A 25,003-nucleotide genomic window follows, 5' to 3' on the forward strand; every position below is an offset into this window, starting at 1 on the left:
GTAGGTAGGCAGTATGAGCACTAGCGCAAACAGAAAGACGATTAAGTTGCCAGCCGGCGTGACCTTTGCGCCTATTAGCAATAAGTGTAAGAGCTGTGGCTATGTCGAATTGACGCTGCATGTAGATTGCAGCGCCTTGAAAGCTCAAACGCAGGTTGTTGAGGCGGTCAGCAAGCGTTACTTGCCATTAATCGAAAAGGTTCCTGGTGAGATTGTCGAAGTAATCATTGGCAAGCTGATCATCGAACTGAGAGCTCTCGTCTTCAGTTACAACGTGACCACAATTTCCACAGACAGCTCCCGCAAAACTGTCAGAACCTTCAGGTATCGCGGTGCTATCGAAGAGTTCGCCACTGCATTCTGGGCAAGAGAACTTAACTTCGTCCATTTGTAATATCCTTCTTGGTTGTGTGAGAACTCCAAGAATACCACCGAGCCTGATGTGGTGAAAAGACAGGCAAAAGTTTCATTGCTGTGTGTAGTCTTGGCGGTCGGCAGTTTTGAATGTCCTTAATGTCGACCGCCCCTTTTACACAACTGAAAGCGCGTTCAGCGTTCAACTTGAGAGGCCGTAGTCGTTAAATCAACTCAGGAGAACGCGCTCTCAATTGTGGAGAAGCTAACTGGCGGTGGCAGCCGCCCGTTTCACTAAGTGCCCTGGTTGGGTGCTTACTAAAACGAACCCCCTTTATGTTTTGTCGCCATCTGGCGAGGGATTCGTGCAACCAAAAATCAGCGCTGTGCAGAGCGCTTATAACACGGAGAAACTATCCATGACGAACACACAGAACGTCACCGAGTTACAACCACGCATGACCAGAGAGCAGCTTATCGACGCAGCTCGTAAGGCCGCCCCACTCCTCCCTGCCGCTTACGGCTGGATGGTTAACGAACTGGCTAACCGCCTGGACTATACCAGCGTCGCGCTTTGTGAAGCGATGGCGCAGCGTAAGGAACTGGCCGAGCAGAATGCCACCCTTCGCCAGGATGTAGCGAGTTGGGCCAAAGAGTGCGACCGCATTGTGGAGCGACACACTAAGACCCGAACCAATATGCATCTTCTGGAAGCTCAGCGTGAACTGCGCGAACTGCCTCCTGTGGTGATTTCCCTGAATAGTGAGGTTGCTCTCTAATGGCTAACTCATTCAAGCAAATGACCCGTGACGGGACCATCAAGCGCACCGATACCGGGATGTTCATCAGCCTCGACCAAATCCATGTGCGGGAAGGTTTCAACAAACGCGAAGATGATGAACGTACTCGCCAGGCAGATGATGACCTTTTCAACTTTCTGATGAATGGTGGCTCCGTTCCCCCGCTGGAGGTTATCGCTCGTGATGAAGGTGGTGTGTGGGTTGTAGAAGGTCACCGCCGCCGTCGCTGCTATGCGCGCTGTGCTGAAGCTGGCAAGCCAGTTGACCGCATCCACATCATGCCGTTCAACGGAAGCGATGTTCAGCGCCTGGCTCGCATCATGACCAGTAACAACCAACTGCCGCTCTCAGATATGGAGCAGGCTGCAGTTATTCAAGAGTTGCATATCGCCTTCAACCAGACCACCAGCGAGATAGCAAAACTGGTCAACAAGTCCGTACCGACAGTAGAAAAGCTCCTGCTTCTGAGTACGGCTAACCACGACGTTCAGAAAGAAGTTAAATCTGGGTCCGTGTCAGTAGATGTGGCCGTTGAACGCGTAAAAGAGTTCGGTGAAAAGGCAGGTGAGGTTCTTCAGAAGGACAAAGCTTCTGCTGCTGCCAGAGGTAAGAAGAAAGTCACCCGCAGCGTTATAGCGCCAGAAATTAGCGTTAAGAAAGCGCGGCGCCTTGTAGAGCTGATCAGCCTGGCAGGTATAAGCGACACAGGTGTTATCTCTCTCGAAGGATTGGCCCATGCAGAAGCATCGCAAATTATAGATGAGCACAAAGCCATAGCCGCCCAGCTTCGCAAAGGAGTGCAGTCATGAAAAGAGAACCGAAAAAAACCGTGAAGATTAAACGTTTCCGCTACTCGCTTGATTGGTTCACTGTTGATGACGTTGAGTGTGAAGTCGGCAATGGCTTCAGTTACGAAATGCAATTCCGCCTGGGTAGCTGGTACCTATCTTCCCGTTATTTTGACCGTGAAACTGAGGAATGGCGTAACGACTACAGCAAAGATTTCCAGCTTGATAGTGCTGCTGAAGCCGTTATCGCTCTGGGTAACAGTCTGGCAAAGTTCAGTAAGATGCACAGCTGTGATCACTTGACGGAAAACCTCACAAAGCTGCTGAAAGACGTTGCAGCACGCATTGCTATTCGTGAAGAAGCGGAGGCCGCCCAATGAGCAGCATCGACAAACGCGCATTACGGGAAGCTGCTAAGGCAGTCGGAAAAAATGACTGGGAGTACGTCTACACCAGCGACCTCAGCGCCCCAGGGCGGGGATATATCACAGTAGGCGGAGCAGAGGCTATCTACTGTCTGAATAAAGCCGCAGGGGGAGTGAAACAGTCTGAAAACGTATTGAGATATATCGCCGCTGCTAACCCCGCTACCTTTCTGGCGCTGCTGGATGAGCTGGATGCCAAAGAAACCGAAAACGAGCGTATGGCTCTTGAGCTGTTAAACAGGAGTGGTGAAATTGAAGGTCTGCGCCAGCGCATAGCAGAGTTGGAATCACGTGAAATCAATCTGCCGCCATATTCGTTCTTCGACTTCAAGCAAGGATCTCCGTTCAAAAGTGGTGCTTATTGCCATATTGATTCTGTAAACAAAGAGCTATCCAAGCATTGTATCAAGATGATCGCAGCAGCCGGTAAAGGAGAGGCATCATGAAAACTTTCACCATTGGCTGGCTCAACAAATGCCGTTGTGGCAACAAATCACACTCAGTAAAGACCGCTCGCGGAAACGAAAGTGCCTTGTGGGATGACGATGCCGTTAAATGCAATTCTTGCTGTCGTGGCGGTGTCATTCAGGTCTGTGAGGGACAGGCGCGCGTTTTATTGGAAACCGATGAAGAGATGGCTGAGGGAAAACCCATGAGCACTATTACCAAAGAACGCGCACAAGAAATTTTCCTAGGTAACGGTCCTGAGCCAACCGCATCTGAAGAACGTGAGCTGGCGCGTATCGCGCTGGCATCGCTCGAAGCGGAGGCTGTTGGCAAGGTCGTCCTGGGCGAATATGACGATTGCGGATGCCACCCGAATGCAAGGGTGGCTTGCATAGCCGCTGATGGTCAGGCTGATTGGGAAAACTTCAAGGATGGAACTCGCTTGTACGCTGCGCCTCCAGCGACGGAATCTGTGCCTGATGAAGTGCTGAAAAGGCTCTTGCCCGATGCTGAGAGGGCAGAGTTCTGGTTTGAGCATGATGGGAAAATTTTGTTCGAGGGTGTGAAGTTTAACAATGCGGTATTTGAAGCCTGCCGCGCCGCCATGCTTCAGGGTGCCGAACCTGTAACGATGGCTTACAAGTTGCCAGCCAATACGTCATGCAAGGAAGCGCCAGAGCATATCTGGCTTCAAACCGCTGGAGTATGGCCAGAGAATGGCGAGTTCAGCGAATTAACATGGTGCAGCGACAATCAGCACACTGACGACACGTTATATGTTCGCGCCGATGTTGCCGCTGGCAACTTTACGGTGATTCCGGATGGTTGGGTGGCTTGCAGTGAGCGGATGCCGGAGCGCGATTATGTGCTGGCTGCCGATTTTAGTGGAAAACAGTACCCAGCAAACTTGCCAAACATTCAGATTGGGATTTACGCAGACTGGTTCGATGACGGATGTCCATGCTGGGATGACGGAGATGGAAATGACCTGCATCTTAAGCAAGTAACGCACTGGACTGAAATCCCAGCAGCACCGCAGCAGGAGGTTACTCAGGCGCTCGCCAAAGGGATGGAGCGCTATGGCGACGCCATGAATGAACTGGCGAAGAGGGAGGTGAAGCCGTGAGCAAATCCGAAGCGATGAAATACGCAATGATAATTGGCTTTGGCGTGGCCGCTGGGGTTCATCTTTACGTAGCCTGGGCGTCGCTCATGGAGATAGCCTGGGGTGCGATTAAGGGGGTGTTCAATCATGGCTAACCTGCAGCTGGCTGTTAACGGTGAATACTTCGACCAGATGAAGTCTGGTGAGAAAACCGAAGAGTATCGCCTGGTAAATCCGTACTGGTGCCGCAGGCTATCGCATGGCCACAATCAGCAATTACCGCGTCGGTTTGACCGCCTGATAATCACCCGAGGCTATCCAAAGCGTGATGACGCGAGCAAGCGCATCGACATTCCGTATGACGGTTACGAATTGAAGGTGATAACACATCCGCACTTCGGCCCAGACCCGGTGAAGGTTTTCGCTATCAAGGTGAACATCCATGCCTAACCCATTCGACGCAGTAATGTTCGTGCTGCTGGTCATCGGCGCACTTCAGGGTATGGGGTGGCTGCCATGGTGAGCAAACTCAAACAGCGGCGTGCGCGCCGCTATAAATCCGACATAGCCTGGTGGATGGCCGAAGCGCAGGACTGGAAGGATATAGCGCTGGAGCACGCAGCCGAGATAGACAGGCTCAAAAAGCTGGTTATCCGTGTGCCGATGCCTGTTCTCATGCCGAAGGAGATGGTCCACCAGCTTTATTACACCGAAACAAAAAGATGTCGTACCTGCAATGATGGGCTTCGTGGTGGTTGCTCATCTTGCATTTTCTATAAGAGATAGCCGGGTGCAGCCGGTTAAGTGGAGAATAGCCATGGCCAAGTTGATGAAGGCGAGTCTGTGGGGTAAACGAGAGTTTGAACCAGGCTCTGTTCCAGATAACAGAACTATCCGACGCTGGATTGAAAACGGTAAGCTTCAGGGCCGTATCGTAGATGGTACGATCCTGGTTAGTTCCTCAGAAAAATGGGGCGTTGACTCAATTGTCAGTGAAAGAGTTCGTCAGTTAATTCAAGAGGATTAACATGGCTGCAAGACCACGCAAAAGGGAGAACCGCAATCTCCCTGACTTCCTGCTTTTTGATAAAGCTACCGGGCAATATCGCTTTACGCTTATAAGCGGAAAACGTAAAAGCATAGGAACTGATCGCGTAATGGCAATCGCCATTGCCAAAGAATATAACCTCAGAATGAGACCTGAAAAGGTGCCGTCAGTAGAAAGCTTGATTAGAGACTCAGGCGGAATTAATGGAGAAGCTCAACCATTCAGTGACCATGTTGACCGAATTATGGCCCGCGCCGTTGCCGATGAAAAACCATCACCAAGCACCCTGGATGATTGGAATAATGACGTGTTCAGGGTAAAGGAATTTTTTATCAATATACCGGCTTGTGACATTGATCTTGAACACGTGAACCAATTTATTAATCGGTACCATGCCGATGCATCCGCTAACGTTCAAAACAGAAAGGTAAGCTTTCTCAAAAAGCTGTTCTCTTATGCAGTTGATGAATCATTAATGATGGACAATCCTGCAGCACGTAAAAAAATGCGGCGTGTTGAAGAGAAGAAGCGTAAACGTCTTCCGTTGGATGTCTTTATTACTATGAGGAACGCGGCTGAACCATGGTTAAGAACAGCTATGGATTTGGCACTGCAGACGACACATGCCCGCCTCGAAGTTTCGCGAATAAAATATTCGATAAGAGAGCCGAAAAACGGCGTTTGTGGATGTGTATGGTTAGACGAACCTGAAAACGGGATATACGGTACGTTGTACATCCACCGGCAGAAAGTTCAAAAGAAAGAGGCATCACACGTAGCGATCCCAATTGGAGGGGAGCTGAAGAGGATTATTGACGATAGCCGGGATAGTGTTGCCAGTCCGTATGTCGTACACCGAATACCTGAACGAAATAACAAACGGAGTAAAGAGGTTTCACACCCTACTCAGGTAGCACCTGATTATCTTAGCCGAGCGTTTTCTGCACTACGTGACAAGCTTGGATTATGTGATCATCTTCCAATGGATGAACGCCCAACATTTCACGAGATAAGGGCACTGGCCGCGCATTTGTTTGATAGCCAGGGTATCGATCCACAAGGAAGGATGGCCCATAGTGATGCCAAGTCAACAAAGATTTATACCAGCAATCATATCGACTGGGTTATGGTTCCACACGGTGAGATAAAGGCAGGCTAGCTAATGGCGAAACCACCCCCTAACTTATTGATGTATATAGTGCAGATAATGCATAAAAATCACTGTTTGTTCATACAGTCAAAAGCGCCACAGGCCAGTAGTGGTGCGGCTTATAAGCATTTTACGCAGGTGTCATGGGGTGTCGGGGGTCGGAGGTTCAAATCCTCTCGTGCCGACCAAAACTACACAAAAAAACCAGCCGCTTATGGCTGGTTTTTTATTACCTGTCTTCGCATGCACAATGCTTAGTGCTTCTCACGCCCACCGAGAAAGAAAATCCCCAGCGGAATCGCCAGCAGGACGGTGAACACCAGACTGTAAACAAAGATCATCGCTGATTGCAGGACAAACATGCTGGTTGTCCACGCAGAGAGCGGGATGTTGTACTGCTCGATCACGCCGACAATGGTTGCTCGCCCCACGCATGCAGCAGCAATCATAAACACAACCAGTAACGCCAGCAGGAACTTGCGGCCTTCAGGTGTCTTCAGTTTTTCCCGTACCATCTCTTCTCCCTTTACAGATGAATAACAATAATTAACGCGTAAAATAACACGATCTCTGCACCGACTCCACCACAGCATTAAACACCAATAAAAGAGCATAAAAGCAGTGCTTTACTCCGTTTAAAATGAAAATGTGAGTAAATTACGCCAACCATTCACATACATTATGTTAGTCTTTTCGGGATCGTTTTAACAAAAAGGAATGACAGTGAAAAACGCACCTAAATTTGCCATCGCCCTTATCGCCGCTGCGTGCGCGAGCACCAGCGCTTTCGCCAGCGAAACCCCAAAAGAGCAGCCGCTGGAAAAAGTTGCCCCGTATCCGCAAGCGGACAAAGGGATGAAGCGCCAGGTTATTCAGCTCCCGGCTCAGCAGAATGAAGGGAATTTCAAAGTCGAGCTGTTAATCGGCCAGACGCTGGAAGTGGACTGCAACCAGCATCGTCTGGGCGGCCAACTGGAAAGCAAAACGCTGGAAGGCTGGGGTTATGACTACTATGTCTTCGACAAAGTAACCTCGCCAGTCTCCACCATGATGGCGTGCCCGGACGGCAAGAAAGAGAAGAAATTTATCACCGCCTATCTGGGTGATAACAGTCTGCTGCGCTATAACAGCAAGCTGCCGATTGTCGTTTATACGCCGGAAAACGTGGATGTGAAATATCGCGTATGGAAGGCGGATGAGACGGTAGGACAAGCAGTAGTTCGTTAAAAATAAGTCGGGTGGCGCTCACGCTTACCCGACCTGGAAAGGGTGCGTTCTGGTGCCCTCACCCCAACCCTCTCCCGGTGGGAGAGGGAGAAAACACGAAAAACGGTAACGGATGTTACCGTTTTGCGTTTACCTTACAGCGCGATATCCGCAACCGGCTTGTTTTCCGCCTGAGGCTTCAGCTCTGCCTGTGGCGCAGCATCCGCAGCCTGCGGTTTGACGTATTGCAGTTGCAGAACGCGACTGGTGTATTCCAGCTCTTGTTCCGTGGCGTCAACGTTACCGTTCAGCTTCGTACCGTAGGATGGAATAATGGTTTTCAGCTTCGCCTGCCATTCCGGGCTGGATACTTTGTCCTTAAACACTTTTTCCATCAGGTGTAGCATGATTGGCGCAGCGGTAGACGCCCCCGGGGATGCTCCCAGCAGCGCGGCAATAGTGCCATCCTTATCGCTTACTACTTCGGTACCCAGACGCAGCACACCGCCCTCTTTCGGATCGCGTTTGATGATCTGCACGCGCTGACCCGCCTGCCACAGACGCCAGTCTTCTTTCTTCGCCTGCGGATAGTACTCTTTCAGCGCCTCGAAGCGTTCTTCATCAGAGAGCATCACCTGGCTAATCAGGTATTTCACCAGATCGAAGTTATCCAGTCCCACGTCCATCATTGGCTTGACGTTCGACGTCGTGGTCGCGCTCAGCAGATCCCAAAGGGAACCGTTTTTCAGGAACTTGGTGGAGAATGTGGCGAACGGCCCGAACAGCACTACGCGCTTACCGTCCAGCATACGGGTGTCGATATGGGGAACGGACATCGGTGGCGCACCAACAGAAGCCTGACCGTACACTTTAGCCAGATGACGGTTAACCACTTCAGGGTTTTCCGACACCAGGAACTGGCCGCCAACCGGGAAGCCGGCGTAGTCGTCCGCTTCCGGAATACCGGACTCCTGCAACAGTTTCAGCGCCGCGCCGCCAGCACCGATAAACACGAACTTCGCCTTAATCACATGCTCGGCTTCGTTGTTTTTCAGATCGGCAACGGTCACGCTCCAGCTGTTATCCGCGTTGCGCTTGAAACCACGCACTTCGGAGCTGAGTTGCAGGTTAAAGTTCTCTTTTTTCTTCAGAGAGGCCACCAGCTGACGGGTGATTTCACCGTAGTTAACGTCAGTACCAATTTCAGTGCGGGTCGCCGCCACTTTCTGGTTCGGATCGCGGCCTTCCATAACCAGCGGCGCCCACTCTTTGATTTGAGCGTGATCTTCAGAGTATTTCATCCCGCGGAAAAGCGTGCTCTGTTGCAGGGCAGCGTAGCGCGCACGCAGGAAGTTGACGTTTTGATCGCCCCACACAAAGCTCATGTGCGGTACGGTGTTGATGAAGGAGTGCGGATTGTGCAACACGCCGCTGTTCACCTGGTGAGACCAGAACTGGCGTGAGATCTGGAACGCTTCGTTGATCTCTACCGCCTTCTCGATACTAATGGAACCGTCCTTTTTCTGCGGCGTATAGTTCAGTTCCATAAGTGCCGAGTGCCCCGTCCCGGCGTTATTCCAGCCGTTAGAGCTTTCCTGCGCCACGCCATCAAGGCGCTCGACCATGGTCATGGACCAGTTCGGCTCTAATTCCTGAAGATATGTGCCCAGCGTGGCGCTCATGATGCCGCCACCAATTAAAAGGACATCCGTTTCCTGCTCTTTTGGTGCGTCAGCCTTCGCCGCCAGCGAGACGGCGTTCAGCCCCACGGCCAGAGAAAAGAGCACGGCAGTCATTTTTTTCATCATTTATGCCTTAGTTGAATAGTGCTTGATGCGTAGAAATTACAGGTGAAACACGCTGCGGTGGCACGGTAGCAACTTTTAAATATTGTTTAAAGGTTACGAAATTATTGTAATTGTGAAATTTAATGATGGATTGTTTGTAGGGTTTTGGCATACAGGCTGGCACCCGACGATTTTCCTGGCTATGATGCTGCACTTTGTGATCGCGCGCACGGAAGCCTGCCCCTACCAGCGAATTGTTATGTCATTACCTCACTCGTCTGTACCCCAAGAAGGCCATGTCGCCACCGTTTTACGTTCGCCTCAACGTCTGATGCGCGAAACCCTGGCCGGCGTGATTACCGCGCTGGCGCTGATCCCGGAAGTGATTTCGTTTTCCGTGGTCGCGGGCGTGGATCCGAAAGTGAGCCTTATCGCCTCCGTGGTGCTCTGTTTCGCCCTTTCCCTGATCGGCGGGCGTCCGGCCATGGTGACGGCGGCGGCCGGTTCCGTCGCGCTGGTGATTGGCCCGATGGTCCATCAACACGGCGTACAGTACATTCTGCCCGCGGTGGTGATGGCTGGCGTGATTCAGATCCTGTTCGGCGCGCTGGGAATGGCGCGGCTGATGCGCTTTATTCCCCAGTCGGTGATGACCGGGTTTGTTAACGCCCTTGGCATTTTGATTTTCTTTGCCCAGGTGCCCCATTTCTGGAGCCGAAGCCCGCTGATAGTGGGCCTGTTCGTGCTGACGCTGCTGATTGTGCTGTGGGTGCCACGCTATATCAAAAGCGTGCCCTCCCCGCTGATTGCCATTGTGCTGCTGACTTTGTTCACCGTCACCAGCGGGCAAATCCTGCCAACGGTAGGGGATGAAGGCTCCATGAGCGGCGGTTTGCCGGGCTTTACGCAACTGCTGGTGCCGCTCAATCTGGAAACCCTGAGCATTATCTGGCCGTGTGCGCTAAGTATCGCTTTTGTTGGCCTGCTGGAATCCTTGCTGACGGCAAAACTGGTGGATGAACTGACCGTTACCCCTTCAAGCAAGCGCCGCGAGAGCATCGGTCTGGGCGTGGGGAATATTATGGCCGGGTTCTACGGCGGCATTGCGGGCTGCGCGATGATTGGGCAGACCATCGTTAACGTGGAGATGGGGAAAGGCAGAAGCCGTATCTCCACCCTTGCGGCGGGTATCGTACTGCTTGTGCTGGTTACGGCGCTCAGCGAGGTGATGGCCAAAATCCCGATGGCGGTACTGGCGGGTATTATGGCCATTGTGGCCGTCAAGACCTTTAGCTGGCATAGCGTTCAGCCCGGAACGCTGAAAAACGCGCCGGTGGCTGAAACCGTCGTGATGCTGGTGACGGTTGTGGCAACGGTTTCCACCGGCAACCTGGCGATTGGCGTGCTGGGCGGGATTGTGATGATGTTCATCCTCCCTGCCCGACTTAAGCAAAAAGCACTGGCTACAGAAGAAAAATCGTCGCCAGTCCAAGAAAAATAAAGAAACCGCCAGTATCGGTAATGGCGGTGATCATCACGCTCGACCCCACCGCGGGGTCGCGCCCCAGCCGGGTCATCGTCAATGGGATAATCACGCCCATCATCGCCGCCACCAGCAGGTTCAGCACCATCGCCAGCATCATGACCCCGCCCAGCGCCATATCATCGTACAGCCACCAGGTAATGCCGCCCATGATGCCGCCCCAGACCAGGCCGTTAATCAGCGCGACGCCCATCTCCCTGAAAATCAGCCACGAAAAATTACCCGGCTGAATGTTTTCCAGCGCCAGGGCGCGAACGATCATGGTGATAGTCTGGTTGCCGGTGTTCCCGCCGATCCCCGCCACAATCGGCATCAACGACGCCAGGGCCACCAGCTGGGAAATGGTATGTTCGAAGCCGTCAATAACGCGGGACGCCACGAACGCGGTGCATAAATTGATGGCGAGCCACGCCCAGCGGGTTTTGACGGCCTTGCCGACGGAGGCATGAACATCGTCTTCGGCACTGATACCGCCAAGGGCACGCAGGTCGTTATCGGTCTCTTCATAGACCACGTCAACGATCTCATCAATGGTCAGACGCCCCATCAGCTTGCCCACCGAATCCACCACCGCCGCGCTCACCAGGTCATCACGTTCGAAGGTACGCGCGGCTTTTTCGGCATCGTCTTCCGGCGAGAAGACCATCGGCTCGGTTTCCATGACCTCACTTACCCGCTGCTGGGTGCTGTTCAGCAGGATCGTTTTCAGCTCCAGCTCCCCGAGCAGGGTTTTATCCCGCGAGGTGACGAACAGTTTATCGGTGTTGTCCGGCATACTGCCCAGGCGACGAAGATAGCGCTGCACCGTACCCAGGGTGACGTCCGGACGCACGGTGATGACGCCAAACTCCATGATCGCGCCGACGCTATTTTTCTCGTAGTGCATCACCTGACGCACGCGCGCCCGCTCTTCGGCAGGCAGGGAAGCCAGCAGGCGTCCGGTCAGGTTGCGCGGAAGATGCTGAACGAGGTAAATCTGCTCGTCGATATCCAGCGTTTGCAGGGCGTCAAGAATGTCCCGGTCGCTCATCTCATCGATAAGGTCATCCCAGACGTTTTCCGAGGCTTCAAGCAGCACCTGACCGCGCTCATGATCCTGCACCAGCCGCCACAGGGCGTGGCGCTCCTCGGAAGGCAATGCCTCCAGGGTGTCCGCCAGATCCGGAGGTGGTAAATGTGCAACCAGCGCACCTACCTCAGCAATATCGTCGGCCAGCGTGCCGACATCATATTGCTCAGCCAGGGTTAGCTTACCCAATAACGTTGACGTGACCGCTTTATCGGTCGTCAGGAGCCAGATGAGCCGCGCACGCTCCTGGTCACGCTGCCTGGCGCTGTTTTTCTTTAATACCGACATCAATCATAAATCCATTAAATGAGTTGGCGTTAAGCATAGCGCGGGGATATGTAAATAAGAATAAACGGCGGGTCGGGATGGAGAAAAAAACGGCATATATGAAAAATGAGTGTGCCGGGGGCCACCCGGCACAATTGCAATCAGGCCGTGCGCGCCACCGCGTCCCGTGACGCCGCATCGCGCTCATCGCCGGTCAGCTCGCTCAGTTTGCCGTCGCGCATCTCCAGCAGACGGTCGGCGTGAATGAAGTAGTGATCGTCATGGCTGATGGCAAAAATGGTTTTCCCCATCGCCTGCATCAGCGGCAGCAGGACCTGATAAAACTCGCGACGGAAGTGCGGGTCCTGATCGGCGGCCCATTCATCCAGCAGGATGATGTCGCGCTCTTCGGCCAGCGCCAGCAGCAGCGCCACGCGCTTCTTCTGCCCTTTCGACAGCTTGAGATTCAGGATTTTGCCATCCTGTAGCTCCAGCTTGTGTGACATTTGCAGATGCGCAAGCCACTTCTCCACCAGCGCCGGATCCGCCTGCTGCCCTTCCGGGCCCAGCAGCCAGTCGAACAGCCAGACGTCGGTAAATACCGCCGAGAAGAGCTTGCGGTAGTCCTCCGGTTTCTCCGCGCTCAGCGCTTTACCATCCAGCAAAATTTCGCCTGACTGCGGCTGGTAGAGGCCCGTCAGCAGCATCGCCAGCGTGGATTTGCCGCTGCCGTTACCGCCGATCAGGAACAGCAGTTCGCCGCGGTGAATGGTCAGATTTATCGGCCCCACGGAGAAGGCGTTATCCTGATAGCGGAAGGTCACGTTACGCAGCTCAAGCGTTTGCCAGTTCGGGAAGGCCTGCGGGCGCGGGAACTCAGCCTTAAACGGCGCAAGGTCGAACTTCTTCAGCTTGTTGAAGGCCACCTGTGCACTCAGCAGCGTCGGCAGTGCGCCAACGGCCGACAGCAGCGGCGTGCGTAAAAACAGCAGCGTCAGGGAGTACGTTGCCGCCACGTTGGTATCCGCCCACCCCAGGCTGTTCGCCATCCAGAACACCAGGCCAATGGCACCCAGCATCATGATGTTGGACCAGTTCACGGCACTCAGGTGGAACGTATCGGCGCGAATAATGTGATGACGATATTCGTGCGCATCCGGGATATAGAGATGGTTGAAGATATGTTCGGCGCGCTCGCGGTTCAGCGTCAGCTCTTTGCGCCCTTCCAGCACTGTCTGATAATCGTTATAGAGCTTGTCTTCCGTTTCGCGCAGCACCGCCATGTGCTTATAGACGCGTGATACCAGCAGGAACCCGCCCCAGATGGTAATAACAATCCACAGCGCCGTTACCGCCAGCATTTTGCTGGAGAGCCAGGCGAGATAGGCTGCCGAGCCAAAGGTCAGGATGATCCCCTGCACCAGCTCCGGCAGGCGCACAAAGGCGATGGTAATGGCGCGCACATCGCTGGTCAGCCCCGCCAGCAGAGAAGCACTTCCCAGCTGTTCGATGCGTTCCACTTGAGTATCAAGGATCCGTTTGATGAACTCGCTGCGCAGACGGAAAACGAAGTGGTGGCCGAGCGCGGTCAGCGCCAGCTGTGACCCGAGCGTGACTGCCATCAGCAGCAGCAGTAAACCCAGAAATTCCGGCAGGACGGAGAGTGACGTGTCGACCATTTCGATCAAACGCACGTTAATGAAGGCAATCAGGCCGATCCCCAGCGCCGCGCTGGCAAGGCTTAGCGCCATCACCGCGATAAAAGGCCAGCGATACTGCCGCCAGACAAGAAGAAGTAGTTGCATGCAGAGCAATCCGGACAAGAAAAATCAGCCAGCAGTGTAAACTGCCTTTCACACACATCAAGAATAATTCTTATTTTTATTCTCTGTACGCTGCCTGGCGGAACGTGAGGTTGTAGCGAAACGCCCCCGCCACCGGGTGATCGCCATTTTTAAGCGGCTGAATGCCGTGATAAAAAAGCCGTGATTCACCGCCCCAGACCACCACATCGCCATGCTCCAGCATCAGCCGTTTGAGCGGGTCGTTGCGCCGCAGGCCGCCAAACTGAAAGACAGCGGGCAACCCAAGGGATACCGAGACAATCGGCGCGCGCAGGTCAGGCTCGTCCTTATCCTGATGCAGGGAGAGCTTTGCCCCGACGGCATAGCGGTTGATCAGACAGGCATCGGGACGAAAATCAGGATAGCCGGCCGCGACGGCGGCATCGTGACACAGCGCCTGAAACGCCTCCGGCATCGGCGGCCACGGCCGATCCGTCAGCGGGTCGTTCGCGGCATATACATAGCCCCGCTCATTCGTCGCCCATCCCAGTTCGCCGCAGTTGGTCATCGCCACAGACATGGTATACCCGCCCGGCGTGACCATATGGCGAAACGGCGAACGGGCGGTGACGTTATCAATACCGTCGAACAGCGCCGCCGCGCGGGAAAGCGCAAAACGTCTCAGGATCGTCGCCCCCGGCGCGAGCGGCTCCTGCCAGGGTTCAGCATCAGCAAAAAGATCGAGCATTATCCCTCCGGGTTGTTCGCCTCACGTTTCAACAATAGCACCTTACGCGCTGCGCCCCAGCGATAACCCGACAGCGCACCGTCGTTACGCACCACGCGGTGACAGGGGATAACTATCGCCAGTTTGTTGGCTCCGCAGGCTCCTGCCACGGCACGTACGGCATTGGGTTTACCAATGGCCTTCGCCACCTGCTGATAGCTCGCCGTTTCACCGCAGGGGATAGCCCGCAGCGCCTGCCAGACCTGCTGCTGGAAGGCGGTACCCCGGATATCCAGCGGTAACGTCAACGGCGTCGCGCGGCTGTCGACAGAGGCAATCACCTGACGAACACGCCCGGCAAATGCGCCTTCCATCGGTTCGCGGACGGCAAGCGGAAACAGTGACAGCAGCTCAGCCGTCAGCCCGGCGTCGTCATCACCCAGCAGTATTGCGCAGATCCCGCGCTCGCTTTCCGCCACCAGACAGTGGCCCAGCGAGCAGTCGCTGATGGCATAGCGGACCGCAGCCTCTCCGTTACGGTACTGTTTCGCCGTCATGCCCAGCGCGCCGTTGGCTTTACGGTAGTAGCTGCTGCCGTCCGGGAAGCCAGCGGCCAGTACGGCGTCGGTGATTTTACCGCCCTGTGCAAGCAGGCTACGCAGGCGTTGTTCACGCGCGGCCTGCTGCCATGCTTTCGGCGTCATGCCGGTGACGGATTTAAACAAGCGGTGGAAATGGAACGGACTCATGCCAACCTGCTGCGCCAGGGCCTCCAGGTTCAGCGCGGCATCCTGCTCAAGCAGTCGGCAGGCCAGCGCAACGTTGGACTTTTTCTGCGCCATAGGGTCGACCTGGTCCGGCCTACAGCGCTTACAGGGGCGGAAACCCGCCTGCGCGGCCTGGTGAGCATCAGGATAAAAGCAGACATTTTTACGCAGCGCGTGGCGGGCACGGCAGGACGGACGACAATAAATGCCGGTCGTCTGCACGGCAAAGACAAACTGGTTATCCGCACGCGGATCGCGGGCCAGAACAGCCTGCCAGCGATCCTCATCGGTAAGATAGGTTGTGTTTTTCATCATCGGCTCCTCTTACAAGCATACGCTCAGCTTGCCTGAACGCCACCGAACAAAAACCCGCAACCTTGCTTTTTAATTTTTTTCGCTCACCAGGAAGCTGTTGAACTGCGGTGAACTCCAGGTTTTAAACCCGTCAGCCTCTTTGGTGATCATATAAACGGCCAGCCCTTCCTGACGCACCACCTCTTTGGCCTTCTCCGTGCCGAGCACCATCAATCCGGTATCCCAGGCGTCGGCTTCCAGCGCAGTTGGCGCTATCACCGTCACGGACACCAGGTTGTGGGTAATCGGGCGTCCGGTTTGCGGATCAATCACATGCGAGATACGTTTGCCATCCAGCTCGTAATAGTTGCGGTAGCTTCCGGAGGTGCTGATACCGTGCCCGTTGATGTCGACAATCGCCTGCACCGCGTTCTGCTGATCGGTTGGTTTTTGGATGGCCACTCGCCACGGCCTGCCGCTGGCGTTCATGCCCCGGCTGACGAGCGCGCCCCCGACGGAAACCAGATAACGGGGAATACCTTCCTGCGCCATCAGGGCCGCGAGATGATCCGCAGCATACCCCTCGCCTACCGTGGAGAGATCCACAAACAGGTCGGGAATGTCTTTTTGCAGGTATTGCTGACCGTACTGGGAGATCACCGCCAGATGCTGTAACCCTGTACGCGCGCGGGCGTCGTCGATGGCGGCTTGATCGGGTGTGGTCACCGGCTGCTTGTTGGGGCCAAATCCCCACAGGTTCACCAGCGGCCCCACGGTCACGTCCATTGCGCCGTTGGTTTTGTAGCCCACGCGCATGGCTTCCGTGACGATATCGGCCATTGCTTCGCTCACCGGCCACAGCGAGGTGCTGCTGGAGCGATTGAAACGCATCAGCGCTGAGTCATTTTTATAGGTAGAGAGTAGCTGATCGTCGGCGTCCAGCTGCGCCTGAATTTTACCGCGTAGTTCTTCAGCGCGGGACTTATCAATATCCATCACGCTGACGCGCCAGAAGGTCCCCATGGTATTCCCTTCTAGCACCGTCGCGGCGGGTGCGTCGATTTTTGCGGGCTGTGTAGAAGAGTCACACGCGGTCAGGAGTAAAAAAGTCGCCAGAACGCTGGCGCGTAAAAAAGTCATATCCATTGGTTATTATCCTCATGCCAGGGCGGCAAGAGTACACTAAAACAGCGTATTTGTAAGACCCTAAAAAAGCATGAAAAAAGGGGCCTGATGGCCCCTTTGTCGCTGTATGAGCAATTAGAACTGGTAAACCAGACCCAGCGCGACGATATCGTCAGTACCGATACCTGCTGCGCGAGTGAAGTCGTTCTCATCAACCAGGTTGATTTTGTAATCAACGTAGGTGGACATGTTTTTGTTGAAGTAGTAAGTCGCGCCAACATCAACATATTTCAGCAGATCCTGGTCGCCGTAGCCGTTTTCCAGGTCCTTACCTTTAGATTGCAGGTACGCCACGGATGGACGCAGACCGAAGTCGAACTGATACTGCGCAACCACTTCGAAGTTCTGCGCTTTGTTAGCCCAGCCCAGGTCGCCCGCACGGGTCGCGTTGTAAGTCTGAGTATACTGTGCAGCCAGGTAGATGTTGTTCGCGTCATATTTCAGACCACCGGTGTAGGTCTCTGCGCGATCGCCTTCACCGTAGTAGCCCGCAGCGTTCTGGTCAGCAGTACGTTTAGAACTGGTGACTGCCGTACCGATAGCGAAGCCTTCGCCCAGATCATAGGTCAGAGAGCCGCCGTAGCCATCACCGTTCTGACGCAGTGCCTCACGACCGTTGTTGGTCTGGCCTTCGCCGCTTGCGCTGCCGTTTTTACCCTGGTACTGCAACGCGAAGTTCAGACCATCAACCAGACCGAAGAAGTCCTGGTTACGGTAGGTCGCGAAGCCGTTACCACGCTGCTGCATGAAGTTGTCAGAACCGTAGGTGTCGCCGCCGAATTCCGGCAGAACGTCGGTCCAGGAAGTCACATCGTAAACAACGCCGTAGTTACGACCGTAGTCGAATGAACCCGCATCAGCGAATTTCAGACCTGCGAACGCCACACGCGTCCATGAGTTGTTTTCGTTCTCACCAGAGTTACCCTGGATCTGGTATTCCCACTGGCCGTAACCGGTCAGCTGGTCGTTAACCTGAGTTTCGCCTTTGAAGCCCAGACGCATGTAGGTCTGGTCGCCGTCTGCACTGTCGTCATCAGAGAAATAGTGCAGGCCATCCACTTTACCGTACAGATCTAATTTGTTGCCGTCTTTGTTATAAATTTCAGCCGCATTTGCTGCGCCTGCCACCAGCAGAGCTGGTACCAGGAGGGACAGTACTTTAACTTTCATTTTATTAACCCTCTGTTATATGCCTTATTATTTACCACTGCTTACTGATCAACCCTCTTAACCAGTCGGCAAGTTCATTCTCCTCAAAAATGCAGAATAATCCAACAGGAATATGATACGAAAACTTTGAAGATGTTTCACTTTACCATCAAGATGTTTCAATATGTAAATTTCAAGGAACTTTCACAAAGCATCAAAAGTTTAAAAATATAGCACGGATAATCAAAACAAAAATATATCCTATAAAATTCAAAAGACTAACTTAAAAAAGAGTACAGCACTGAATGACAAAAAAATTCCCGTCAACACCACTAAAATAACCCTCGCTATCATCATTAACTTTATTTATTACCGTCATTCAGTTCTGAATGTCTGTTTATCCCTAATTGAACCGGATGCTCCGCATTCGGTTTTTTTTTACCTTTCTTTACGTCAACAGACATTTTATGTGCTACCCGTCTGTAATGATAACGACTATTAACTAAATCCATCGCCCGGCGTTTACAGATTTTCCTTTTCACTTTCAAAATTAATTTCTTGTTAATTCGTGCTATTTTACTGCCGCTGTAACAGCATATTTGTACATTTCACTGGGTTTTGTACATCTTTCACACGGATGACGTTGAAGCGGGTTGCGACAGATAAAAAGTCAAGGTCATACCGATAACGACGCTGGAAATTCAGTTATTACCCTTTATACTGCCCTATCCCATTACCGCGCGGCCATTACGGGTTAAACACATCGATGAGTCAGACTGAAACTACCGCCCCGAGCAAATTCTCCCTTCTACCGGGCAGCATCACCCGTTTCTTTCTTCTATTGATCGTTGTGCTGTTAGTCACAATGGGAGTGATGGTTCAGAGCGCCGTGAATACCTGGCTTAAAGATAAAAGCTATCAAATTGTCGATATCACCCATGCGGTGCATAAGCGCATTGATACGTGGCGCTACGCGACCTGGCAAATCTACGACAATATCGCCGCCACACCTGCCACCTCATCAGGCGAAGGGTTGCAGGAAACGCGCCTTAAGCAGGATGTGTATTACCTTGAAAAACCGCAGCGTAAGACGGAAGCCCTGATTTTCGGCTCGCACGACAGCGCAACGCTTGAGATGACGCAGCGGATCTCCTCCTATCTGGACACCCTGTGGGGCGCCGAGACCGTACCGTGGTCCATGTATTACCTGAACGGTCAGGACAACAGCATGATCCTGATCTCGACCCTGCCGCTTAAGGATCTCTCGTCGGGCTTTAAAGAGACCACCGTTGGCAGCATTGTCGATTCCCGTCGGGCAGAAATGCTGCAACAGGCCAACGCGCTGGACGAGCGCGAAAGTTTCTCGTCATTACGCCGTCTTGCCTGGCAGAATGGCCACTACTTTACGCTGCGAACCACCTTTAACCAGCCGGGCCATCTGGCGACCGTGGTTGCCTTCGATCTGCCAATTAACGATCTTATCCCGCCGGATATGCCGCTGGACAGTTTCCGACTGGAGCCAGACAACAGCACCCAAAATATGCGCACGCCGTCGGATAAAGAAGGCCCGGACAGCGTAGCGATCTCATTTAATGGCTCGAAGATTGAGATTGCCTCATCGCTCAACTCAACCGGTATGCGGCTGGTGTGGCAGGTGCCTTTTGGCACCCTGATGCTTGATACCCTGCAAAACATTATGCTGCCGCTGCTGTTGAATATCGGCCTGCTGGCGCTGGCGCTGTTTGGCTACAGCACCTTCCGTTTCCAGTCGGGCCGCCAGAGCGACTCGACGTCGGTATCAGCCGGGACCAGCAACGAGTTGCGTGTTCTTCGTGCCCTGAATGAAGAGATTATTTCCGTGCTGCCGCTTGGGGTGCTTGTTCACGATCAGGAGGCAAACCGGACGGTGATGAGCAACAAAATTGCCGATCACCTTCTGCCGCATCTTAACCTGCAAAATATTACGGCCATGGCGGACCAGCATCAGGGCGTCATTCAGGCCACCATTAATAATGAACTGTATGAGATCCGTCAGTTCCGCAGTCAGGTCGCCTCGCGCACGCAAATCTTCATCATCCGCGATCAGGATCGCGAAGTGCTGGTGAATAAAAAGCTCAAGCAGGCGCAAAGGCTGTATGAGAAAAACCAGCATGGCCGCGCGGCGTTTATGCAAAACATTGGCGATGCCTTTAAACAGCCGCTGAAGTCACTCGCCACGCAGATTGCTGATTTAAGCACGCCGGAAAGCCGACAGCTTAGCAGCCAGGCCGACTCGCTGGTTCGTCTGGTGGACGAAATCCAGCTTGCGAACATGCTGGAGAATGACATCTGGAAGGGCACCCCTACGCTCTTCTCCATCCAGGATCTGATTGATGAGGTGGTTCCGGAAGTCCTGCCGGTGATCAAGCGCAAAGGGCTCCAGCTGCTGATCAACAACCATTTACCGGCCAACGACGAGCGTCACGGCGATCGCGATGCCCTGCGTCGCATCCTGATGATGTTGATTCAGTATGCCGTCACCACGACACAGATCGGCAAGATCACCCTTGAAGTCAGCACCGATGAGTCCACCGACGATCGTCTGACGTTCCGTATTCTGGATACGGGCGAAGGCGTCACCGTGAGCGAAATCGATAACCTGCACTTCCCGTTCCTGAACGATACCCAGCGCGACCACTACGGTAAGGCGAATGCCCTCACCTTCTGGCTCTGCGATCAGCTGGCGCGTAAGCTGGGCGGTCATCTGAACATTAAGGCGCGCGAATCCCTCGGCACCCGCTACTCCTTGCATGTTAAAATGGCGGCGAATCCTCAGGAAGAGGATGAAGAGCGTCTGCTGGATGATGTGGTGGTGATGGTGGACGTGACCTCCAGTGAGATCCGTAATATCGTCGTTCGTCAGCTGGAAAACTGGGGCGCGTCCTGCATTACCCCGGACGAAAGGCTCGCGAGTCAAGAATTTGATCTATTTTTAACTGATAATCCGTCTAATCTTACTGCCTCCGGCTTGCTTTTAAGCGATGATGAGCCAGGCGTGCGGAAAATCGGCCCTGGGCAGCTGCGCGTCAACTTTAATATGAGCAATGCAATGCAGGAAGCTGTATTACAACTGATTGAAGAGAATCTGGCGCAGGAAGAGATCCTGGAGTCACCGTTAGGCGGCGATGAAAATGCCGAACTCCATGCCAGCGGATATTATTCGCTCTTCGTTGATACAGTACCAGATGATGTTAAGCGGTTGTATACTGAGTCCGCTGCGCAGGATTTTGCAGCGCTGGCACAGACAGCACACCGGCTTAAAGGGGTGTTTGCCATGCTTAATCTGGTTCCCGGCAAGCAGTTATGTGAAACGCTGGAACATCTAATTCGTGAGAAAGATGCCTCTGGCATTGAAAAATACATCAGCGACATTGACGCTTACGTCAAGAGCTTGCTGTAGCAAGGTAGCCTTATACATGAACAATATGAACGTAATTATTGCCGATGACCATCCGATTGTACTGTTCGGTATTCGCAAATCACTTGAACAGATCGAGTGGGTGAATGTAGTCGGTGAATTTGAAGATTCCACAGCCCTTATTAACAACCTGCCTAAACTTGATGCGCACGTGCTCATTACCGATCTCTCCATGCCTGGGGATAAATACGGTGATGGGATTACGCTCATCAAATACATTAAACGCCACTTCCCGGACATTTCGATCATTGTTCTGACCATGAACAATAACCCGGCGATCCTGAGCGCCGTTCTGGATCTTGATATTGAAGGGATTGTGCTGAAACAAGGCGCACCTACCGATCTGCCTAAAGCGCTGGCGGCGCTACAGAAAGGGAAGAAATTCACGCCTGAGAGCGTCTCACGCCTGCTTGAAAAAATCAGCGCGGGTGGCTATGGCGACAAGCGTCTCTCGCCTAAAGAGAGTGAAGTTCTGCGTCTGTTCGCTGAAGGTTTCCTGGTTACTGAAATCGCCAAGAAACTGAACCGCAGTATCAAAACCATCAGTAGCCAGAAAAAATCCGCGATGATGAAGCTGGGTGTGGATAACGATATCGCCCTGCTGAACTATCTCTCTTCCGTGACGCTGAGCGCAACGGACAAAGATTGATCGTCGCTGTCTACGCCGGGTGACCCTCGCGGTTACCCGGTCTAAAGACCCCGTAGGCCCGCGCAAGCGCAGTGCCGTCGGACACATAAAAAAGGCCCTTTCGGGCCTTTTTTATTGTCTCGCTTTTCGCACCCGCTCCGCATACACGGATAGCGTCTGCTTCAGTACATCCAGCGTGACCGGCTTCGACAGGCAGCTGTCCATTCCCGACTCCAGACAGCGCTGCTTCTCCTCCGCCAGTGCGTTGGCTGTCACCCCCACCACCGGCAGCGTCAGCCCCAGCTGTCGGATACGCTGCGTCAGACGATAGCCGTCCATGTTAGGCATGTTCACATCACTGAGCACAATATCAATATGATTCTTACTTAAGACATTCAGGGCATCCACGCCATCATTGGCCGTTTTACACTGATAGCCCAGAGAGCCAAGCTGGTCTGCGAGCAGACGACGGTTAATCGGATGATCGTCGACGACCAGAATCATCATATCGTCATTCACCGATGCCAGCTCATCAGGGGAAGCCAGCACGGTAGCGCCATCGCTGTCCTCAAGCTGTACGCTGTAAATACGCGCCAGCAAGCCCAACATTTCGTGCGGTGTCGCCACACTGTGCACCCATACCCCGGGCGAACGCTCAATCGGAATACCGATATGACGGCGGCAGAACATCACCACGCCCCGCCCCGCCCACGCCTTGTCTGACTCAACGTCAGTAATCAGCATGTCATCTGCGTCCGGCGTCTGGCCTTCATAGCGTGAGACCCGCACGCCGCTGCTGGTCAGCATCGAGGTCAGGAAATCATGTAAGGAGGCGTTGTGCACCGCCAGCCAGCAGTGCTTTTCGCTCAGCCCGTCGACCGTGGTTTTCACTGGATAGTGTGCCGAGTAGAGCGGGATACGGATGGTGAACTGGCTGCCCATACCCGGCTCGGTATCGACGGAGATATCCCCGTCCATCATGCTGATAAGCTTCTCGCAAATCGCCAGACCCAGCCCGGTCCCCTGGAAATTACGCTGGACGCCCGTCCCCACCTGGAAGAACGGATCGAACAGGCGAACGACCTCTTTCGCCGGAATGCCAACACCCGTGTCGCGTACGCGAATAGTCAGGTACTCCCCTGCCCGGCAGACATGCAGCACAATACAGCCGATATCGGTGAATTTGATGGCGTTGCTTAGCAGGTTCGAGATGACCTGTTGCAGACGCATCGGATCGCCATGCAGCGTCAGCGGCACATCCGGCTCGATAAAGCAGTACAGCCCCAGCTGTTTGCGCACCACCAGCGGCAGATAGTTGGCGCTGATATGGTTCATCACCTCGCGCGGGGAGAACTCACGCGGTTCTATTTTCAACTGCTCGGATTCAATTTTAGAGAAGTCGAGAATATCGCTGATAATTTTCAGCAGCAGGCTGGACGAGTTGTTCATCGCCGTCACCAGGCGGTCGACCCCTTTCGGCAGCTCTTTGGTCTGGAGAAGATCGAGGTTACCGATAATGCCGTACAGCGGCGTACGCAGCTCATGGCTGACGGTCGCGAGGAACATCGATTTCGACTGGCTGGCCTGCTCCGCCGCCTGCGCCATATCCTGCAATGACTCTTCCATCTTAACGCGCGCGGAGACGTCCACCAGCACGCAAATCGCCACGTTTTCATTGCGGTAGCGCGAATGGACGAAGCTGATTTGCAGATTGGTGTGGGTGCTGGTCAGCACATCCACAAAGTTAACCTGTTGCCCACAGATGATCTGCGTTAACCGCTGGCGGTCTTCATGCGTGAGCATGTTCAGGTAGTTATGGGCAAGCTCGTTACTGAGGATATTTGTCCCGTCCTGAGTACGCAGGATACAGATCCCTACCGGCGCCGAGGCGACAATCTTACGGTTAAACTGCTCGTGCTCCTCCAGACGCTGAGCATCCGCTTCCGCCGGAATAAAGATCCGCCGCTCATACATTCTCGCCAGCATAAACAGCGCGACGCCTACCGCAATGTTCAACAAAATGGCGTTAAGGATCAGGATGCGAATGCGCTCCAGCACCTTGTCCACCGGCAGCGAATAAACAATGCTCAGCGACGATGGCGGTAAACTTTTCTTCAGCACCAGCTCGCGGAACCCGGAGGTATAGCCAAACCATGACCGCTCCTGCATCCAGCTGGGCTCCACTTTCAGGCGGTTTTCAGGCCCGGTAAGGGAGATGAGTGGGTGGCCGTTCTCATCCAGAATGGTCACGCCCATCGGCAGACTGCCCGGCGTGAAGAAGTTTTCCATGCGGATGGTTTGTTCAATCCCCAGCAGCGCTTGCAGGCGGTTTCCGAGGTAAACCGGAGTCAGGGCATAGAAATAGCCGACGCCCATGCGCGGCCCCTGGCTTATCCAGAAGATGTTGTTCCCGCGCTCTTCCTGAGGCGCATTGCGGTATTTCACTATCCGCTCATGCAGGCTTTTCAGCGCATCTTCGCGTTCGACGGGCATATCTCGCAGACCGAAGTCCGCCATGCAAAGATTTTCGTTGCCAATCAGGTAGACGCGGTTTAGATCGTAAGCGGCCGAAAAATTATCGCGCCAGTAGCGCATAAACCATGACAGGGACTCCAGTGAGCCACGCCAGGCTTTGCCCATCGCGGAACAATCGGAGTCCGGGAAGAGCGGTTCGAAATCAGGTACTTCGGTTTTTTCATCCCGACCGCGGAGGGCAAGAATGCCGTTCTCCGCCGTCAGTCGATTCTCAGCGATATACTTAAGCTCTTTCATCACGTCAGACGTGCGCTGGATATAGCGCTGGGCCTGATCCGAGCTTAAGTTAAACTCCTGGCGGATCTCCGCTTCTTTCTGGTGTAACGCGTTAACGATGTAAAACACCGAGAGCAGTGCCACCAGCAACCATAGCAGTAGCGCAAGCGCCCGAAACAGATAGCGAGAGACTTTTAACGTGGTACGAAAGGAGACGAGGTATTTCAAAGGGGCGAGGCTCCGCCATCGGGGAAAAAAGAATGTGGTTAAGG

General features: G+C 53.7%; 24 protein-coding genes. 15 read left to right on the top strand and 9 right to left on the bottom strand.

Going from position 1 to position 25,003, the window contains the following annotated elements; genetic code table 11:
* The first annotated feature begins 13 nt into the window (after positions 1 to 13).
* The 11 genes from L2Y28_RS14885 to L2Y28_RS14935 all read left to right on the top strand — a co-directional run bounded on the left by L2Y28_RS14885 (position 14) and on the right by L2Y28_RS14935 (position 6,126).
* Positions 14 to 394: a hypothetical protein gene (locus L2Y28_RS14885; RefSeq protein ID WP_176686760.1), complete on the top strand. Its 381-nt coding sequence runs from the start codon at positions 14 to 16 to the stop codon at positions 392 to 394.
* A 379-nt stretch (positions 395 to 773) separates the two neighbouring features.
* Positions 774 to 1,133, top strand: coding sequence for a hypothetical protein (locus L2Y28_RS14890; RefSeq protein WP_236919557.1), 360 nt, complete (start codon positions 774 to 776; stop codon positions 1,131 to 1,133).
* Positions 1,133 to 1,963, top strand: a complete 831-nt coding sequence (locus L2Y28_RS14895; RefSeq protein WP_058645247.1) for a hypothetical protein — start codon at positions 1,133 to 1,135, stop codon at positions 1,961 to 1,963. The genes L2Y28_RS14890 and L2Y28_RS14895 overlap by 1 nt, the downstream gene beginning before the upstream one ends.
* On the top strand, positions 1,960 to 2,322 hold the full coding sequence (locus L2Y28_RS14900) for a hypothetical protein (protein WP_236919558.1): 363 nt from the start codon (positions 1,960 to 1,962) through the stop codon (positions 2,320 to 2,322). Before L2Y28_RS14895 ends, L2Y28_RS14900 begins: the two co-directional genes overlap by 4 nt.
* Positions 2,319 to 2,813 (top strand): ead/Ea22-like family protein, encoded by a 495-nt coding sequence (locus L2Y28_RS14905; protein ID WP_058645245.1) that lies wholly within the window; start codon positions 2,319 to 2,321, stop codon positions 2,811 to 2,813. The genes L2Y28_RS14900 and L2Y28_RS14905 overlap by 4 nt, the downstream gene beginning before the upstream one ends.
* A complete protein-coding gene (locus L2Y28_RS14910; protein WP_058645244.1) occupies positions 2,810 to 3,940 on the top strand; it encodes a DUF551 domain-containing protein in 1,131 nt (376 codons plus the stop codon). Before L2Y28_RS14905 ends, L2Y28_RS14910 begins: the two co-directional genes overlap by 4 nt.
* The gene (locus tag L2Y28_RS14915; protein ID WP_176686759.1) at positions 3,937 to 4,074 is read left to right on the top strand and encodes a hypothetical protein; all 138 of its coding nucleotides are present in this window, start codon (positions 3,937 to 3,939) and stop codon (positions 4,072 to 4,074) included. The genes L2Y28_RS14910 and L2Y28_RS14915 overlap by 4 nt, the downstream gene beginning before the upstream one ends.
* Complete coding sequence (locus L2Y28_RS14920; protein WP_058645243.1) at positions 4,067 to 4,369, top strand: ASCH domain-containing protein; 303 nt, start codon at positions 4,067 to 4,069, stop codon at positions 4,367 to 4,369. The genes L2Y28_RS14915 and L2Y28_RS14920 overlap by 8 nt, the downstream gene beginning before the upstream one ends.
* A 66-nt stretch (positions 4,370 to 4,435) precedes the next feature.
* Positions 4,436 to 4,705: a hypothetical protein gene (locus L2Y28_RS14925; RefSeq protein WP_058645242.1), complete on the top strand. Its 270-nt coding sequence runs from the start codon at positions 4,436 to 4,438 to the stop codon at positions 4,703 to 4,705.
* Positions 4,706 to 4,736: 31 nt separating this feature from the next.
* Entirely contained in the window at positions 4,737 to 4,946 is a 210-nt protein-coding gene (locus L2Y28_RS14930) for a hypothetical protein (RefSeq protein ID WP_032659100.1), read from the top strand.
* 1 nt (position 4,947) lies between these two features.
* A complete protein-coding gene (locus L2Y28_RS14935; protein WP_058645241.1) occupies positions 4,948 to 6,126 on the top strand; it encodes a phage integrase Arm DNA-binding domain-containing protein in 1,179 nt (392 codons plus the stop codon).
* 245 nt (positions 6,127 to 6,371) lie between these two features.
* On the opposite strand, the gene L2Y28_RS14940 is transcribed toward L2Y28_RS14935, so the two are convergent.
* A complete protein-coding gene (locus L2Y28_RS14940) occupies positions 6,372 to 6,632 on the bottom strand; it encodes a DUF2534 family protein (RefSeq protein WP_006811332.1) in 261 nt (86 codons plus the stop codon).
* 202 nt (positions 6,633 to 6,834) lie between these two features.
* On the opposite strand from L2Y28_RS14940, the gene eco reads away from it, so the two are divergent.
* The gene (gene eco / locus L2Y28_RS14945) at positions 6,835 to 7,344 is read left to right on the top strand and encodes a serine protease inhibitor ecotin (RefSeq protein WP_032622478.1); all 510 of its coding nucleotides are present in this window, start codon (positions 6,835 to 6,837) and stop codon (positions 7,342 to 7,344) included.
* A gap of 134 nt (positions 7,345 to 7,478) precedes the next feature.
* On the opposite strand, the gene mqo is transcribed toward eco, so the two are convergent.
* Positions 7,479 to 9,128, bottom strand: a complete 1,650-nt coding sequence (mqo, locus tag L2Y28_RS14950) for a malate dehydrogenase (quinone) (protein WP_032622479.1) — start codon at positions 9,126 to 9,128, stop codon at positions 7,479 to 7,481.
* A gap of 187 nt (positions 9,129 to 9,315) precedes the next feature.
* Here mqo and L2Y28_RS14955 point away from each other — a divergent pair, with 187 nt between their 5' ends.
* The gene (locus L2Y28_RS14955) at positions 9,316 to 10,611 is read left to right on the top strand and encodes a SulP family inorganic anion transporter (RefSeq protein WP_045261992.1); all 1,296 of its coding nucleotides are present in this window, start codon (positions 9,316 to 9,318) and stop codon (positions 10,609 to 10,611) included.
* On the opposite strand, the gene mgtE is transcribed toward L2Y28_RS14955, so the two are convergent.
* From mgtE to L2Y28_RS14985, 6 genes are all read right to left on the bottom strand, one after another.
* Positions 10,574 to 12,010: a magnesium transporter gene (gene mgtE / locus L2Y28_RS14960; RefSeq protein WP_006811337.1), complete on the bottom strand. Its 1,437-nt coding sequence runs from the start codon at positions 12,008 to 12,010 to the stop codon at positions 10,574 to 10,576. The genes L2Y28_RS14955 and mgtE overlap by 38 nt on opposite strands.
* A gap of 140 nt (positions 12,011 to 12,150) precedes the next feature.
* Entirely contained in the window at positions 12,151 to 13,794 is a 1,644-nt protein-coding gene (locus L2Y28_RS14965; RefSeq protein WP_022648794.1) for a multidrug ABC transporter permease/ATP-binding protein, read from the bottom strand.
* Positions 13,795 to 13,870: 76 nt separating this feature from the next.
* Complete coding sequence (gene alkB / locus L2Y28_RS14970) at positions 13,871 to 14,521, bottom strand: DNA oxidative demethylase AlkB (protein WP_022648795.1); 651 nt, start codon at positions 14,519 to 14,521, stop codon at positions 13,871 to 13,873.
* Positions 14,521 to 15,579, bottom strand: coding sequence for a bifunctional DNA-binding transcriptional regulator/O6-methylguanine-DNA methyltransferase Ada (gene ada, locus L2Y28_RS14975; RefSeq protein WP_022648796.1), 1,059 nt, complete (start codon positions 15,577 to 15,579; stop codon positions 14,521 to 14,523). Before ada ends, alkB begins: the two co-directional genes overlap by 1 nt.
* 72 nt (positions 15,580 to 15,651) lie before the next feature.
* On the bottom strand, positions 15,652 to 16,707 hold the full coding sequence (apbE, locus tag L2Y28_RS14980) for an FAD:protein FMN transferase ApbE (RefSeq protein ID WP_022648797.1): 1,056 nt from the start codon (positions 16,705 to 16,707) through the stop codon (positions 15,652 to 15,654).
* A gap of 114 nt (positions 16,708 to 16,821) precedes the next feature.
* A complete protein-coding gene (locus L2Y28_RS14985) occupies positions 16,822 to 17,916 on the bottom strand; it encodes a porin OmpC (RefSeq protein WP_003859401.1) in 1,095 nt (364 codons plus the stop codon).
* Between the two features lie 745 nt (positions 17,917 to 18,661).
* Between L2Y28_RS14985 and rcsD the strand changes: the two genes are divergently transcribed.
* Together rcsD and rcsB are read left to right on the top strand one after the other, a co-directional pair.
* A complete protein-coding gene (gene rcsD, locus L2Y28_RS14990; protein WP_022648798.1) occupies positions 18,662 to 21,334 on the top strand; it encodes a phosphotransferase RcsD in 2,673 nt (890 codons plus the stop codon).
* A 16-nt stretch (positions 21,335 to 21,350) separates the two neighbouring features.
* Complete coding sequence (gene rcsB, locus L2Y28_RS14995) at positions 21,351 to 22,001, top strand: response regulator transcription factor RcsB (RefSeq protein ID WP_003859405.1); 651 nt, start codon at positions 21,351 to 21,353, stop codon at positions 21,999 to 22,001.
* Between the two features lie 111 nt (positions 22,002 to 22,112).
* On the opposite strand, the gene rcsC is transcribed toward rcsB, so the two are convergent.
* Positions 22,113 to 24,959, bottom strand: a complete 2,847-nt coding sequence (gene rcsC, locus L2Y28_RS15000) for a two-component system sensor histidine kinase RcsC (RefSeq protein ID WP_022648799.1) — start codon at positions 24,957 to 24,959, stop codon at positions 22,113 to 22,115.
* Positions 24,960 to 25,003 lie beyond the last annotated feature (44 nt).

The sequence above is a fragment of the Enterobacter sp. JH25 genome, from assembly GCF_021725435.1.
GTDB lineage: Bacteria > Pseudomonadota > Gammaproteobacteria > Enterobacterales > Enterobacteriaceae > Enterobacter > Enterobacter intestinihominis.